Raw genomic sequence first — 14012 nt, 5'->3', positions numbered from 1 at the left:
CCCGCCTCAGGCCAGGCCGTGCCGTACCGCGTAGAGGGCGGCCTGGGTGCGGTCCTGGACGCCGAGTTTCATCAGCACGTTGGAGACGTGGGTCTTGACGGTCTTCTCGGCGACGGTCAGCTCGCGGGCGATCTCCCGGTTCGAGCGGCCCGAGGCGATCAGCGCCAGGACCTCGCGTTCCCGCTCGGTGAGCGGCGTCATCGGGGGCGTGGGCGAGCCCGGCACGCTCGCGGGGGCCGTCAGCATCGCCTCCGCGGCCTCGGCGGCCAGCAGCACCTGACCGCCGCTGACCGCGCGGATGGCCTGGACGAGCGCGGCGGGATCGACGTCCTTGTAGAGGAAGCCGGTCGCGCCCGCCCTGATGGCCGGGGTGACGTCCTGACGGTCGCCGACCGAGGTCAGCACCAGCACCCGGGGTGACAGGCCGAGCTCCCTGAGCCGCAGCAGCGTGCCGTGTCCGTCCAGGACAGGCATCTTCAGGTCGAGCAGCAGCACGTCCGGGTCGAGCGACCGTGTCAGCTCGACGGCCTCCTCGCCGTCTGCGGCCTCCCCCACGACGTCGAGGTCGTCCTGCAGGGCGAGGAAGGTCCGCAGGCCCTGCCTGACCACCGGGTGGTCGTCGGCGATGAGCACCCTGATCACACCGGAACCTCCATCCGCACGAGCGTCCCCTCCCCGGGGGCCGAACTGACGAGCACGCTCCCGCCCAGGGCGTGTGCCCGGTCCTCCATCGAGGCGATGCCCAGCCCCCGGCCCGCCGCGGCTGCCACGTCGAAGCCCGTCCCGTCGTCACGCACCTCAAGGACCACCCTGCCTCCCTCGCAGCCGAGCCGTACGGCGACGCCGACGGCCCTGGCGTGCCGGGAGGCGTTGTGCAGCGCCTCCTGGGCCACCCGCAGCACGGCGACCTCGGTCGCCGGGTCCAGCTCGCACACCGGTCTCTCCTCGAAGGTGAACGACGCCGGGTGCAGCCGGTCGAGCAGGCGGACGTGTTTGCGGAGCGTCTCGGCCAGGCCGTGCCGGTCGAGCTCGGCGGGGCGCAGCTCGACGATCACCGCGCGCAGCTCGGCGAGCGCCTCCCCGGCGAGCCGTTCGACCCGTTCGAGCTCGTGGAGGGCCCGGTCCGGGTCGCGGCGCACCAGCGAGGAGGCGGCCTGGGCGGTGAGCCTGAGGGAGAAGAGCTTCTGGGTGACCGCGTCGTGCAGCTCCCTGGCCATCCGGGTGCGCTCCTCGACCAGCGCCAGCTCCCTGCCGCGCTCGTACAGGCGCGCGTTGGTGAGGGCGATCGCGGCGTGCGCGGCGAACATGGTGAGCAGGTCCTGGTCGGCCTCGGTGAAGCCGCCCGGTGAGCGCTTGTTGGACAGGAAGATGATGCCCAGCACCGCGTCGCCGTCGAGGATCGGCACCCCGAGGAAGTCCTTGAGCACCGGGTGCGCCCTCGGCCAGTACTCGAAGCGGTGGTCCTTGCGGATGTCGGCAAGCCTGACCGGCGCCCCCTCGCGCAACATCGCGCCGAGCATGCCGTGCTGGCGGGGCATCGGCCCGATCGCGTCCCACTGCTCGTCCGAGATGCCCTCGGCGACGAACTCGGCGAAGGCCCCCTGGTCGTCGGGCACCCCGAGCGCGGCGTAGCGGGCGTCCAGCAGCCGCCGCGCCGAACGCACGATGACCTGGAGCACCTCCCTGACGGACAGGTGCCTGGTCACGGCCAGGACGGCCGAGCTGACCGCGTGCAGCACGGCGTCCCTGTCGTCTCCCACGCTCTCCACGCTGAAACTCTACGAGCACCCGGGACGGAACCGGTCAGCCACAGGTCCTAGGACCTTCAGCCCGGCTCTCGGCCGATGTGGACGGCACGTCCCGGTTCCTACCGTCGGGGGCATGACGAAGACAGCACTCATCACCGGCGCCTCCCGCGGTCTCGGCCTTGAGCTGGCCCGCGCGCTGGCCGCCGACGGCTGGCGGCTCGTCCTCACCGCGCGGGGCGCGGAGGCTCTCGACCCCGTCGCCGCGGAACTCGGCGCCCTCGCCCTGGCCGGGGACGTCGCCGACCCGGCCCACCGGGAACGCCTGGCGCACGCCGTACAGGACGGGCTCGACCTGCTGGTCAACAACGCCTCGGGGCTCGGTCCGATGCCGCCGCTGGCCGACTATCCGCTCGACGAGCTGAGGGAGTTGTTCCAGGTCAACACGCTGGCGCCGCTCGCGCTGGTTCAGGCGACGCTGCCCTCGCTCAGGCGGCACGGCGGCACGATCGTCAACATCTCCTCGGACGCGGCCGTCGAGGCCTATCCGGGCTGGGGCGGCTACGGGGCGACGAAGGCCGCGCTCGAACAGCTTTCCAACGTGCTCGCCGTCGAGGAGCCGGACGTCACGGTCTGGTGGGTCGATCCGGGGGAGATGAACACGGCCATGCTCGCGGCGGCGGTCGGCGCGGAGGAGGCGGGGGCGGCTCCCGGGCCGGAGAAGGCCGCGGCGGCCCTGCTGAGGCTGATCGGGGAACGCCCGGCGAGCGGAAGGGTCGGGGTCCGGTGAACGCGCTGGCCGCGGACTTCACGCTCCCTCCCGAGCTTGAGGCGCACGAGCCACCGGAGGCACGGGGGCTGGCTCGTGACGAGGTGCGGCTGCTGGTCTCGCGGGGCCGTACCGGGGAGGTCAGTCACCACAGGTTCACCGACCTGCCCGGTCTGCTGCGCCCCGGCGACCTGCTGGTGGTCAACGACTCGGCGACCCTGCCCGCCGCGGTACGGCTCGACCGGCTCGCGGTGCACTTCTCCACCGAGCATGAGGACGGGACGTGGCTGGTCGAGCTGCGCCGCCGTGGCGCGCCCGAGTCGGCGAGCGAGCCGTACCGGGGCGGGGCCGTGGGGGAATGGCTGCCGCTGCCGGGGGGTGCGACGCTGCGGCTGCTGGAACGGCACACGCCCCGGCTGTGGCGTGCCGTACTAGACCGTGACGTTCCCACCTATCTGCACCGGTACGGCGTGCCGATCCGCTACTCCTACGTGGGCCGTGACTGGCCGCTGTCGCACTACCAGACCGTCTTCGGGGCACGGCCGGGCAGCGCCGAGATGCCCAGTGCGGGACGGCCCTTCACCACCGAGCTGGTGACCCGTCTGGTGACGCACGGCATCGGGATCGTGCCGATCACCCTGCACACCGGCGTCGCCTCCCCTGAACGGGACGAACCGCCCTATCCGGAACGCTTCGAGGTGCCGGAGGCCACGGCCCGCCAGGTGGCCTTCACCCGGGCGTCGGGCAGACAGGTGATCGCCGTCGGCACGACCGTGGTCAGGGCCCTGGAGACCGCGGGCCTGGCCGAGGACGGGCTACGGGCCGCGCGGGGCTGGACCTCGCACCTGGTCACCCCCTCCTCCGGAGTGCGGGTGGTGAACGGGCTGATCACCGGCCTGCACGAGCCCCGATCGAGCCACCTGCTGATGCTCTCGGCCATCACCGGCGAGGACCTGCTCTCCCGGTCGTACGGCGAGGCGCTCGGGGAGGGCTACCTCTGGCACGAGTTCGGCGACCTCCACCTGATCCTCGGCTGATCCTTGGTGGAGTCAGTCATCCGCAAGAGGGTTTCAAGTGGGACAGATCATGCTGATGCCGGCAAGCACCTATTCCGACTGGAGTATGAAATGCGCCGGCATCTCACCGCCTTCGCCGCCACCGCCATGGCCGCAGGAGTGCTGTTCGTTCCGCAGAGCGCGAACGCCGCCACCGCGCCGCCGACCGTGGCGACCCTGGGGGCCTCCGCGGGGGCCCTCGCCTCTCCTCCGCTCTCGCCACTGAAGCTGACCGCCTACTACCCGCGCAGCGCGTGGGCGGGCGACACGATCGTCTACACCCTCAAGACCAGGAACGTCGGCAGTTGGCCGACCGACATCGCCTACGTCGGCGGTTACGTCCCCAAGCAGGCACGCCGCGTCCAGATCGTCGGCCCCTCCGGCTCCTACTGCGAGGCCAAGGGACGTGAGGTCGGCTGCCTGCTCAACAGGCTGCGGCCCGGTAAGACCGCGAGCGTCAAGGTGAAGGTGTGGCTCAGGGGAAGCGCCAGGGGCACCGCGACGGCCGAGTTCGCCACGGCCTCCATCGACGTCCCCGCGGGCGGCATCGACACCCTGAACATCTACGGCATCGACGCCGGTGTCGACCTGAAGTACGTCAAGGTCAGGACCCGCATCCTGCGCTGACCCCCGTCACCGAGGGGCTGCCCGGCCGGATGTGCGGACAGCCCCATGTACGGCACGGCCGCCCACCAGGCAGGATTTCCCCATGACTGAGCTGAGGGTCGTCCTGGCCGAGGACCACTACCTGGTGCGCGAGGGCACCCGCAGACTGCTTGAGGCCTCGGGCGAGATCGGTGTGGTTGCGGCCGTGGGAACCGCCGACGACCTGCTGGACGCCGCCAGGCGGCTGCGGCCCGACGTGGTGGTGACCGACATCCGGATGCCCGGCTCCCCCGATCTCGTACGGCCCGGCATGGAGGGCATCGACGCCGCCCACCGCATCAGGGCGGCCTCCCAGGACATCGGGGTCGTGGTGCTCTCCCAGTTCGCCGACGCCCTGTTCGCCCTCGACCTGTTCAGGGACGGCACCGAGGGCCGCGCCTACCTGCTCAAGGACCGGGTCGGCGACATCGACGAGCTGCTCGGCGCGATCCGCTCGGTGGCCACGGGCGGCTCGGTGATCGACCCCAAGGTGGTCGAGGGCCTGCTGGCCAAGCGCGGCGTCAGGGACAGCCCGCCGCCCGCCGAGCTGACCCCGCGTGAGCTGGACGTGCTCAGGGAGATGGCGCACGGCCTGTCGAACGGCGGCATCGCCCGTGCCCTGCACCTGTCGATCTCCGCGATCGAGAAACACGTGAACTCGATCTTCATGAAGCTGGCCCTGGAGAACAGCCCCGACACCCATCGCAGGGTCGCGGCCGTCATCGCCTATCTGGGCCCTCGGTAGCCCCCGCTCGTTACCCAGGTCAACCTCCTCCCAAACCTTGGAACGCGTGCCCGTGTCGCACGCCTTCCCCCCGGGGCTTCAGGCAAGCCTGCCCTCCAGCACCGGCGCCGTCGTCACACGGCGCCGATGCCTCCAAGGCAGTACGCCGCTCCAGGAGAGGAAGTCGATAAATGAGACACATCCGGCGGATGTGTTACCCGGTCGCCGCGCTCGCGATGCTGGCCGTACCCCTGACCCTGCCCGGCAGCGCCAACGCGGGTGCTCACACCCGTGCCGACACCGTACGGCCCGCCTCCGGGAAGGCCGCGCTCGCCGCCCCCGTCCCCGCCGCCTGCCCCCGGCGCGTCGCCCTGGTCAACGGCGGCTTCGAGCAGCCGGCCTTCAGCGGCGGCGCGGTCAGGTTCTTCCCCGACGCCTCGCTGAACGGGGTGCCCGGCTGGCTGACCAGCGCGACCGACCACCAGATCGAGCTGTGGACGGGACCGCCGAACCCGACCAACGCCGTACCCGCCGAGGGCAGGCAGTTCGCCGAGCTGAACGCCAACCAGGTCTCCACCCTCTACCAGGACCACGCGACGACCCCGGGCTCCACGCTGTACTGGCGGCTGGCCCACCGGGGACGCCTGGGCGTCGACACGATGGCCCTGGAGATCGGCGCTCCCGGCGCGCCCGTGGGGCAGCGCACGGTGTCCGACGGCGCGGGCGCCTGGGGCACCTACACCGGCACCTACACCGTCCCCGCGGGTCAGACGCTCACCCGGTTCGCCTTCCACTCCCTGTCGGCGGCCGGGGGCAACCGGAGCATCGGCAACTTCCTCGACGACGTCTTCTTCGGCACCGCGCCCTGCGTCATCGTCACCAAGAGCGCCGTCCCCGACGGGCCCGCCGACGTCGGTGACGTGATCACCTACCGGCTGACCGCGAGGAACGAGGGCGGCGCGGTCGCGGAGAACGTCAGGCTCACCGACGCCATCCCCGAGGGGACCGCCTACGTGCCCGGCTCGCTGCGCGTGGTTGACGGCCCCAACGCCGGGCCCAAGACCGACCAGGGTGGGGACGACCAGGCGACCTACGACCCGGGCGACGACAGGATCTCCTTCCTGCTGGGCGACGGCGCCACCGACAGCGCGCCGGGAAGGCTGGCCAACACCGCCGACCTGCCCGGTGGCACGACCGTCGAGTTCCGGGTGCGGGTCCAGCGGGCCGCCGCCGGTGGTCAGATCGTCAACGAGGCCACGGTCGGCTACGACAACCTGCTCGGCGACGAACCGCAGGAGCTGCGCTCGACCACCGGTGAGGTGGTCACCCGGGTCAACCCCGCCGTCGACCTGAGCGTGGTCAAGTCGGCCGACCTGGTCAGGGCGACGGTCGGGCAGACCGTCACCTACCGCCTGTCCGTCCGCAACGCGGGCCCGAACGACGCCAGCGGTGTCACCGTCGAGGAGTCGCTGCCCGCCGGGCTGACCTTCGTCTCGGCGACGGCCTCCTCCGGGGGCTACGACCCGGTCGCCGGTCTCTGGACGGTCGGCGCCCTGCCCAGCGGGGAGACGGCGACCCTGACGGTCCACGCGAAGGCGACGGAGACCGGCAGGACGACCAACACCGCGACCGTGAGCGGCGACGAGCTGGACCTCGACCCGGCGAACGACTCCGACTCCGTCGAGGTCTGCGTCGAGCCCCCGAAGCCCTGCTCCGACTGCGCCCCTGCCGCCTGCGCGGCCTGCGGCCCCCGGGCCTGACAGTCCTGAGTCGATGACCGGCCGACTATCTGGTCGGCCGGTCGTCTCCGGCGAGCCGCCTCTCGAACCCGGAGACCATGGCCGCCAGCCCCGCCTCGAACCACCGGTCGTAGAACGCGGTCGCGGCGGGGTCGGTGGTGGCCTGGGCGGGAGCCGTACCGGACGGGGTGCCGACCTGGGCCAGCGCGTGGCCGAGCACGTAGACGGCGACGGACTGGACCACGGTCAGGGCGTCCTGCTCACCGACGCCCGAGGCCGCGAAGCGCCCGAGCAGCCCGGCGAGCAGTGCCAGGCCCCTGTCGGTGTCGACGGGGTGGGTGGCCAGCAGGGGTACGGCGTGCGGGTGGGCGAGCAGCGTCTCGCGGTAGGCCCCGGCGAAGCGGGTCAGCGCCTCGTCCCAGGGCTCGGCGGGGCCCAGCTCGATCACGGCCTCGGTGAACAGGTGGGTGACGACCTCGGCCAGCAGGGCGTCACGGTTGGGGACGTGGCGGTACAGCGACATCGCGGCCACGCCCAGGTGCGCGCCGAGACGGCGCATGGTCAGGGCCTCAAGGCCCTCTTCGTCCAGGATCTCGACAGCCGCGGCGACGACGCGCTCGGGGGTGAGGGTGGCGGGCCTGCCCCCACGGTTGCTCCCCTGGCTCCGGCGACGGGCTGTCTGGGTCATGCGGTCAGGGTAGCGGTGAGCGTGGTGACCAGCATCACCACGGAGATCACGCCGACCACCATGTGCTGGACGTCGATGACGACGTCGCGCCCCTCGGTGGGCAGGATCTTCAGCGTGCGGGCGTAGTCGGCCCGGTACAGCTCGCGCTGCGCGGCGGAGCTGACCCCGAAGTAGGGCAGCCACCAGCTCTGGACGTGTCCGACGATGACCAGCCCGGAGATGACGGTGGCCGTGACCAGCGACCAGGTCTGGTGCAGGGCGACTCCCCCGGCGATCAGCAGGGGGATCGGGTAGTTCATCGACGCCGCGACCAGCCGGTTGCGGAGGTTGCCCGGGGCCAGGTCGTTGAGCGGGAACATCGGCACCCACTCGGTCAGGACCAGCCAGGCGAGCCAGACGAACGGGACGACGATCGCGACGGTGGTCATGGCGCGGCACTCCCTCGGTTCACACGCACAGGTTTGCGTACGTCGTAAACTTACAACGTACGCAAACCTGTGCGCAACGCCGCCCGGAGGTCAGGAGCAGCCGTCCTCCCGCACCTGGGCGCGGCGTTCGACCTTCAGGCGCCGGTTGCGCAGCTCGAACCTGGCGCCGGGGGAACTCCTGGCCAGGACCTTGACGGTCAGGTCGCGCAGGGAGTCCTGGTAGGGGACGCAGACGGTACGGCTGAGCCTGCGGGCTCCCCAGTCGCTCCCCCGCCAGATGGTGTCGGGGCCCCCGTCACCGACGTGCGGGCGGGTGCGCTGCCCGCCGACCTCGACCGCGACCTCACAGGCGCCCCCGCCCGAGGGTGCGACGCAGCGCCCCTCCGCCTCGAAGGAGACCAGGACCACCGAGGGACCTCCCGAGACGAGGTCGGGAGAGACGGCGCTCGGCGGCGTGGACCAGCGGGTCGAGGTGGTCGCCCAGGGCGAGGAGGAGGACTGCGAGCTTGCCTTTGAGCCGACGTAGGAGATCGGCGGGTCGGCGTGGGCGGCCGGGGCCAGCATGGCTACGACGGGCAGCGCCATGGGAATCGTGGCGGCCAGCGCTCCGATCCGGCGTATGGATCGCACGGGTGCATCACCTTTCCCGGCCGGCGGCCCACGGGCCGCCTCCCAGCCGCCGGAGACGGCACCGGTCACCACCGGCCGAATGTCAACGGAACGTAATGAGTCACTTCCTCTGCGTGACGAAACGAGTGTCCCCCGCGCCACCTCAGCCCCACACCACCCAACCGGCCAGGGTGCCCTTACCGTTTCGACACCCCGCCCCGCCCCGTACGGCTCACGGCCCGGGTCGCGGCATATGTGCCACCGGGCCGACAACGTCGCACCAGGAGGCACGCGGCGGCGCCGATCACGATCACCACGACGGGGAACGCCAGGGCGGGCCGTACGGCGTGGACGAAACCGTGCGCGAACGTCTCGGCCGCCACCCGCCGGACGTGCTCCGCGAGCTCCGGGGGCGTCCCCGGGGGCGGCTTGATCTCCAGGCCGCCGTCGAGGCCGGACAGGAGACCGCTCCGCACGCTCGCCGGGAGGTCGGCGGCCCGCCTCGCCGCCTCGTCCCGCAGCGAGACGGCAAGGCGGTTCTGCAGCACCGCCCCGATCACGGCGCTGCCGACGACCGTGCCGACCTGCCTGATCGTGTTCAGCACCCCCGAGGCCGCCCCCGCCGTCGCGGGGCCCACGTTGCGCATCGCCACCGTGACCATCGGGCCGAACACGCAGCCGATGCCGGTCCCGACCACGGCCAGGGCTGGCTGGAACTCCCACCACTGCCTGCCGACGTCGATGGTCCAGGTCAGCCAGGCCATGCCCGCCGCGAACAGGCTGAGACCGGCCATCAGGACGTATCTGCCGTCGATCCGGTCCGCCGTCCGGCCAGCGAACGGCGACAGGAGCGCGGAGAGCGCCATCGCGGGCGCCATGACCAGCCCGGCTTCGAGCGCGCCGAGGCCCAGGACCGACTGCAGATAGATCATCACCGGCAGGAACAGGCCGATCATCCCGACCTGGACGGTCGCGGCCACGAAGCTCATGACCGCGTAGTCACGGTCGCGGAAGAGCGCGAAGGGCAGCAGCGCCTCACCGTCCCGCCGGGTGCCCTGGTGGACCAGGAACACCGCCAGCGCCAGCGCGGCCCCGCCGAGCAGCGCCCAGATCCCGGCGTTCCAGCCGTAGCGCTGGCCCTCGGTGAGCCCGAAGGTCAGGCACGCCAGCGCCGTCGTGGCGAGCACGACCCCCGGCACGTCCATCCTGCGGCGCGTGCCGGGCCTGACGTCCGGCACGAGGGTGACGGCCATCACGAGGACGGCCACGCCGATCGGGACGTTCACGAAGAAGATCCAGCGCCAGCCCGCCGTACTGACCAGGAATCCGCCGAGCGTGGGCCCCGCGACCGTGGCCACGCCCGCGACCGCCCCCCAGACGCCGAGCGCCGCGCCCCTGCGCTCGGCGGGGAACGTGGCGATGATGATCGACATCGTCTGGGGTGTCAGCGCCGCCGCGCCCAGGCCCTGCGCGGCCCTGGCGGCGATGAGCTGCGCCGGGTCCTGCGACAGGCCGCACAGCACGGACGCCACCGTGAACAGCGCCACGCCCCCGACGAACACCGCGCGGGCCCCGCGCACGTCGCCCAGCCTGCCGAACGTGATCAGCAGCGCCGCCAGGACGAGGACGTAGACGTTGACCACCCACAGCACCTCGTCGAGCGAGGCGTGCAGGCCCTCGACCATGCTGGGGATGGCGACGTTGACGGCCGTCAGGTCCAGCAGCGTCATGAAGAACCCCAGGCTGAGCGTCAGCAGCACCGCCCAGGGAGATCTCATCCCTTCGCGGGAGCCTGCAGGCTCCACAGCCGCCCGTCGGGGTCCCTGACGGTCATCTCCCTGGTCCCGTAGTGGGTGTCCTCGAACGGGGTCACCACCTCGACGTCGGGACCGGCGTGGAAGGCGTCCGCGTCGGGCACCCGCAGCGCGACCTGGACCCCGGGCTCGCGGTCCTCGGGGACCTCCGCGACGACGAGGAAGGCACCCCCGCCGTTGCGGAACACCCCCGAGCCGTCTCCTGTGGAGACCTCAAGCTCGAACCCCAGCGCCTGGAGGAACCTCGCGGCCCTTCCCCAGTTGTGGGTCTCCAGGAACACCGCCTCGACTCCGGTTGTCGCCATGTCATCTCTCCTCTTCCGAAGGTCCCTGCGCGTCGAGATAGACGCGCAGCGCGTCGGCGACCAGCGCCGACAGGGACGTGCCCGTCTCGATCGCGTGATGTTTGACCTGCTTGATCAGCTCGACCGGCAGGTACACGTTGAACTGCTTGACCTCAGCGCCGCCCATGTGGCCGATGCTAGCATGCTAGCAATCTAGTGAACAGCGACTCTCCTGGCGTACGATTGACGCGGGTGACGAGATTTGACTGACTTCGTGGTGGTTCCCGACTTCCGCGGCAGCCAGGCGCTGAACGCCTGGCTGGCCGGGCACGACGCCGGGGTGCTCCTGCAGGGGCCGGACCCCGACAGCCCGCACCCGGTCATGGACGGCGTCGTGGTGGCCCAGCAGCCACCCCCGGGCAGCAGGATCGAGCGCTGGGGCACGGTGACCGTGTGGGTGCGCCACGACCCCGGCGAGGGTGGGGTCCGTGAGCCCCGCGACCCGGTCCCGCCGCCCGGCACACTCGCGGTGGAGCTACCCGGCGACGATCAGGCGGCCGCCCAGGCTCCGTGAGCGGCCGAGCCGCTCTGTGGCGTCAGGCGGCCACCCGGGCGCCGTGAACGGTCGGTGCGATCACCACGGAGGCGATCGACGACTCCGCGGCCCACGCCAGCGCCCTGCGGTCACGGGCCTGGACCGGGGGCAGCAGCGTCACCTCGACGGTCAGCCCGCGCAGCCCGGCCACCCGCAGGACCGAGGCGCCCAGCGAGTCGTCGCCCACGTGGGCCGCCTCCGCCGCGGGGACCCCGCCGGGGCCCAGATACCGCATCGCGACCGGCCTGACCGGCGCCCCGGCGTCCAGCGCCGCCTGGAACACCGCGCGCCTGAACACCCCCATCTCCCTGCCGCACCACCTGGCGCCCTCGGGGAAGGCCGCGACCGGGTCGCCCTCCTCCAGCGCCCTGGCCACCCCGGCGACCGCCTCGGGCAGCGTGTACGGCCCGCGCCCGTCGATGAGCAGCGCCCCGGCGCCGACGGCCAGCTCCCCGACCAGCGGCCGGTCACGCACCTCCCGCCCGGCCAACACGCGGCACGGCGCCACGGCCATCATGACGAGCGGGTCGAGCCACGACACGTGGTTGGAGACGATCAACGGCGCCACCCCGGAGACGGGCAGGGCGCGCAGCCCCGCCGCCGAGCCCGCGAGGAAGGCGAAGCCCGCCCTGGCCGCGATCCGGACGCCGAGGGTCCACAGCGCGAGCCTGGACCAGCCGCTCGCCAGCCGTGCGCGCTCCGCCGTACCGAGAAGCCTGGCGGGCAGGGAGAGCACCGCGCCCGCGAGGACGACCAGCGAGAACGCCACCAGGCGCAGCGCCCTGAGCGGCGCGGCGACCGTGGGGCCCCGCGGGGTCAGGCAGGTGCCCGACCGGCACGGCGCCTCGGGGGACCACGCGGTCATGACGGGGCTCCCAGGAAGTGCCGGCGGTACCGGGGGTCCAGGTTCGCCATCGACAGCAGCACGAAGAAGTCCGCGGTGCCGAGGTCGGGGTTGTGCGCGGGCGGCCCGCAGACCCAGGCGCCCATCCTGGCGTAGCCCCTGAGCGGCGCGGGAACCGTCCCCGTGCCGCGTGCTCTGGTCCCGCGCCAGGGGCGGCGTGGGGTGACGCGGTACTCGGGAGGGCACAGCGGGAGCCGCCGCATGATCTCGGCGACCCCGGTGACCCCGGAGACCGGGACCGAGCAGCTACCCGCGATCCACCGGTGTCCCCCGGCGACCACGTAGCGCGCGATGGCCGTCCACATCAGCCCGATCACGGCGCCGCAGCGGTGGTCGGCGCGCACACAGGCCCTGGCCGCCTCGACCATGCTCGCCCTGACGCCGTCCAGCGGACGAAGGTCGAAGCCCGCGTCGGCGTGCAGCCGGTCGGCCCTGCGGGGGGACAGCAGCCGGTAGGTGCCCACGACCTCACCGGTGTCGCCGTGCCGTACGAGGAGGTGGTCGCAGTAGGCGTCGAGCGGATCGACGTCGAGACCGGTTATGGGGGTGTCCAGCCGGGCGCCCAGCTCCTCGGCGAACACCTGGTGACGCAGGCGTTGTGCCTCCCGCATGTCGGCGGCGGTGCCGGCCAGTCCGACGGTGTAACGGGCGGCCCGCTGCCGCGCGGGTGTGGTCGTCATGACGATATGAAGGCAGGGCCAGATGACGTGGAACGGGAGGGCGCCGCGAACGCCAGGCGTCCGGATGATGAACCGCATTCACGATCGTTTTGGGGGCCAAGTAGCGTAGATACCGATGAACCAGCGCACGCTTCTGATCACGTTGTCCGGACCGGACCGCCCAGGGGTAACCTCGCGGCTCTTCTCCGTCCTGTCCGGCTTTCCCATAGTCGTCGCCGACGTCGAACAGGTCGTCATCCGCGGCAGGCTCACCCTCGGCGTCCTCGTCGCCTACGCGGGCGACACCCCGACCGGGACCGGTGGCACGCTCGGCGCCCTGTGGACCGCCGTCGAGCGGACCGCGGGGGACCTTGGCCTTGAGGTCGAGCTGTCCACCGGCTCGGACCTGCAGGAGAAGCGCAGGCGCGGACGGCTGCACGTGACCGTCCTCGGCTCGCCCCTGCAGCCGGCCGCGATGGCGGGCATCTCCGGCCGGATCGCCGCGGCGGGCGCCAACATCGACCGGATCGAACGGTTGTCGAACTACCCGGTGACCTGCTTCGAGCTGGCGGTCTCCGGGGCCGACCCCGACACGCTCCGCGCCGAGCTGGCCATCGAGGCAGCGGCCCAGCAGGTGGACGTCGCGGTCCAGCGCAGCGGCCTGCACCGCAGGGCCAAGCGGCTGATCGTGATGGACGTGGACTCCACTCTCATCCAGGCCGAGGTGATCGAGCTGCTGGCCGCGCACGCGGGCTGCCTTGAGGAGGTGGCCAGGGTCACCGAGGAGGCGATGCGCGGGGAGCTCGACTTCGCCGAGTCGCTGCGCCGCAGGGTCGCGCTGCTGGCCGGTCTGCGCGAGGAGACCTTCGAGAAGGTCCGCAAGGAGCTCGTGCTGACCCCCGGCGCCCGCACGCTGGTGCGCACGCTCAAGCGGCTCGACTACCGTTTCGCGATCGTCAGCGGCGGCTTCACCCAGCTCACCGACGCCCTCGTCGAGGACCTCGGCATCGACTACTCGGCGGCCAACACGCTTGAGGTGGTCGACGGCCTGCTCACCGGCCGGGTCATCGGCGAGATCGTGGACCGTCCCGGCAAGGCGCGGGCGCTGGAGCGCTTCGCGCGTGAGGCGGGCATCCCGATCAGCCAGACCGTGGCCATCGGCGACGGCGCCAACGACCTGGACATGATCGCGGCGGCGGGGCTGGGCATCGCGTTCAACGCCAAGCCGGTGGTCCGCCAGGCCGCCGACACCGCGGTCAACGTGCCCTACCTCGACGCGATCCTCTACCTGCTGGGCATCCCGCGCGCCGAGGTCGAGGCCGCCGACGCCGAGGACGGCGTCGTCACCGCCTGA

General features: G+C 72.3%; 17 protein-coding genes. 7 read left to right on the top strand and 10 right to left on the bottom strand.

Translation table 11 applies throughout. The features are described 5' to 3' along the window. Positions 1-6: 6 nt before the first annotated feature. Together FHS44_RS00965 and FHS44_RS00960 are read right to left on the bottom strand one after the other, a co-directional pair. Entirely contained in the window at positions 7-642 is a 636-nt protein-coding gene (locus tag FHS44_RS00965) for a response regulator (protein WP_184711940.1), read from the bottom strand. Next, the gene (locus FHS44_RS00960) at positions 639-1769 is read right to left on the bottom strand and encodes a GAF domain-containing sensor histidine kinase (protein WP_312863491.1); all 1131 of its coding nucleotides are present in this window, start codon (positions 1767-1769) and stop codon (positions 639-641) included. Before FHS44_RS00960 ends, FHS44_RS00965 begins: the two co-directional genes overlap by 4 nt. A 112-nt stretch (positions 1770-1881) precedes the next feature. On the opposite strand from FHS44_RS00960, the gene FHS44_RS00955 reads away from it, so the two are divergent. The 5 genes from FHS44_RS00955 (at position 1882) to FHS44_RS00935 (ending at position 6698) form a co-directional block, all read left to right on the top strand. Beyond that, positions 1882-2535 (top strand): SDR family NAD(P)-dependent oxidoreductase, encoded by a 654-nt coding sequence (locus FHS44_RS00955; RefSeq protein ID WP_184711939.1) that lies wholly within the window; start codon positions 1882-1884, stop codon positions 2533-2535. Further along, complete coding sequence (locus tag FHS44_RS00950) at positions 2532-3551, top strand: S-adenosylmethionine:tRNA ribosyltransferase-isomerase (RefSeq protein WP_184711938.1); 1020 nt, start codon at positions 2532-2534, stop codon at positions 3549-3551. Before FHS44_RS00955 ends, FHS44_RS00950 begins: the two co-directional genes overlap by 4 nt. Positions 3552-3641: 90 nt before the next feature. After that, complete coding sequence (locus FHS44_RS00945; protein ID WP_184711937.1) at positions 3642-4196, top strand: hypothetical protein; 555 nt, start codon at positions 3642-3644, stop codon at positions 4194-4196. Positions 4197-4278: 82 nt separating this feature from the next. Next, complete coding sequence (locus FHS44_RS00940; protein ID WP_184711936.1) at positions 4279-4959, top strand: response regulator transcription factor; 681 nt, start codon at positions 4279-4281, stop codon at positions 4957-4959. A 170-nt stretch (positions 4960-5129) separates the two neighbouring features. Beyond that, positions 5130-6698 carry a CLIPPER-2 domain-containing protein gene (locus FHS44_RS00935; protein WP_221460273.1) on the top strand — a complete coding sequence of 523 codons (1569 nt, stop codon included), beginning with the start codon at positions 5130-5132 and terminating at the stop codon, positions 6696-6698. A 25-nt stretch (positions 6699-6723) separates the two neighbouring features. Here the strand turns inward: FHS44_RS00935 and FHS44_RS00930 are convergent, their stop codons facing one another. From FHS44_RS00930 to FHS44_RS00905, 6 genes are all read right to left on the bottom strand, one after another. After that, entirely contained in the window at positions 6724-7365 is a 642-nt protein-coding gene (locus tag FHS44_RS00930) for a TetR/AcrR family transcriptional regulator (protein WP_184711935.1), read from the bottom strand. Further along, on the bottom strand, positions 7362-7793 hold the full coding sequence (locus FHS44_RS00925; RefSeq protein WP_184711934.1) for a hypothetical protein: 432 nt from the start codon (positions 7791-7793) through the stop codon (positions 7362-7364). Before FHS44_RS00925 ends, FHS44_RS00930 begins: the two co-directional genes overlap by 4 nt. A gap of 90 nt (positions 7794-7883) precedes the next feature. Further along, positions 7884-8423, bottom strand: coding sequence for a hypothetical protein (locus FHS44_RS00920; RefSeq protein ID WP_184711933.1), 540 nt, complete (start codon positions 8421-8423; stop codon positions 7884-7886). A 176-nt stretch (positions 8424-8599) separates the two neighbouring features. Next, positions 8600-10180, bottom strand: coding sequence for a DHA2 family efflux MFS transporter permease subunit (locus tag FHS44_RS00915; protein WP_184711932.1), 1581 nt, complete (start codon positions 10178-10180; stop codon positions 8600-8602). Further along, positions 10177-10521, bottom strand: coding sequence for a VOC family protein (locus FHS44_RS00910; RefSeq protein WP_184711931.1), 345 nt, complete (start codon positions 10519-10521; stop codon positions 10177-10179). Before FHS44_RS00910 ends, FHS44_RS00915 begins: the two co-directional genes overlap by 4 nt. 1 nt (position 10522) lies before the next feature. After that, complete coding sequence (locus FHS44_RS00905; protein ID WP_184711930.1) at positions 10523-10687, bottom strand: ribbon-helix-helix domain-containing protein; 165 nt, start codon at positions 10685-10687, stop codon at positions 10523-10525. 75 nt (positions 10688-10762) lie between these two features. Between FHS44_RS00905 and FHS44_RS00900 the strand changes: the two genes are divergently transcribed. Further along, entirely contained in the window at positions 10763-11074 is a 312-nt protein-coding gene (locus FHS44_RS00900) for a PASTA domain-containing protein (RefSeq protein ID WP_184711929.1), read from the top strand. 22 nt (positions 11075-11096) lie between these two features. Here the strand turns inward: FHS44_RS00900 and FHS44_RS00895 are convergent, their stop codons facing one another. Then, positions 11097-11960 carry a lysophospholipid acyltransferase family protein gene (locus tag FHS44_RS00895; RefSeq protein WP_184711928.1) on the bottom strand — a complete coding sequence of 288 codons (864 nt, stop codon included), beginning with the start codon at positions 11958-11960 and terminating at the stop codon, positions 11097-11099. Further along, on the bottom strand, positions 11957-12679 hold the full coding sequence (locus FHS44_RS00890) for a GNAT family N-acetyltransferase (RefSeq protein ID WP_184711927.1): 723 nt from the start codon (positions 12677-12679) through the stop codon (positions 11957-11959). The genes FHS44_RS00895 and FHS44_RS00890 overlap by 4 nt, the downstream gene beginning before the upstream one ends. A 115-nt stretch (positions 12680-12794) precedes the next feature. On the opposite strand from FHS44_RS00890, the gene serB reads away from it, so the two are divergent. Continuing rightward, positions 12795-14012 carry a phosphoserine phosphatase SerB gene (serB, locus tag FHS44_RS00885; RefSeq protein WP_184711926.1) on the top strand — a complete coding sequence of 406 codons (1218 nt, stop codon included), beginning with the start codon at positions 12795-12797 and terminating at the stop codon, positions 14010-14012.

The sequence above is a fragment of the Streptosporangium saharense genome (genome assembly GCF_014203715.1).
GTDB classification, from domain to species: Bacteria; Actinomycetota; Actinomycetes; order Streptosporangiales; family Streptosporangiaceae; genus Streptosporangium; species Streptosporangium saharense.
This window is presented reverse-complemented; position numbering and strand designations above follow the sequence as displayed.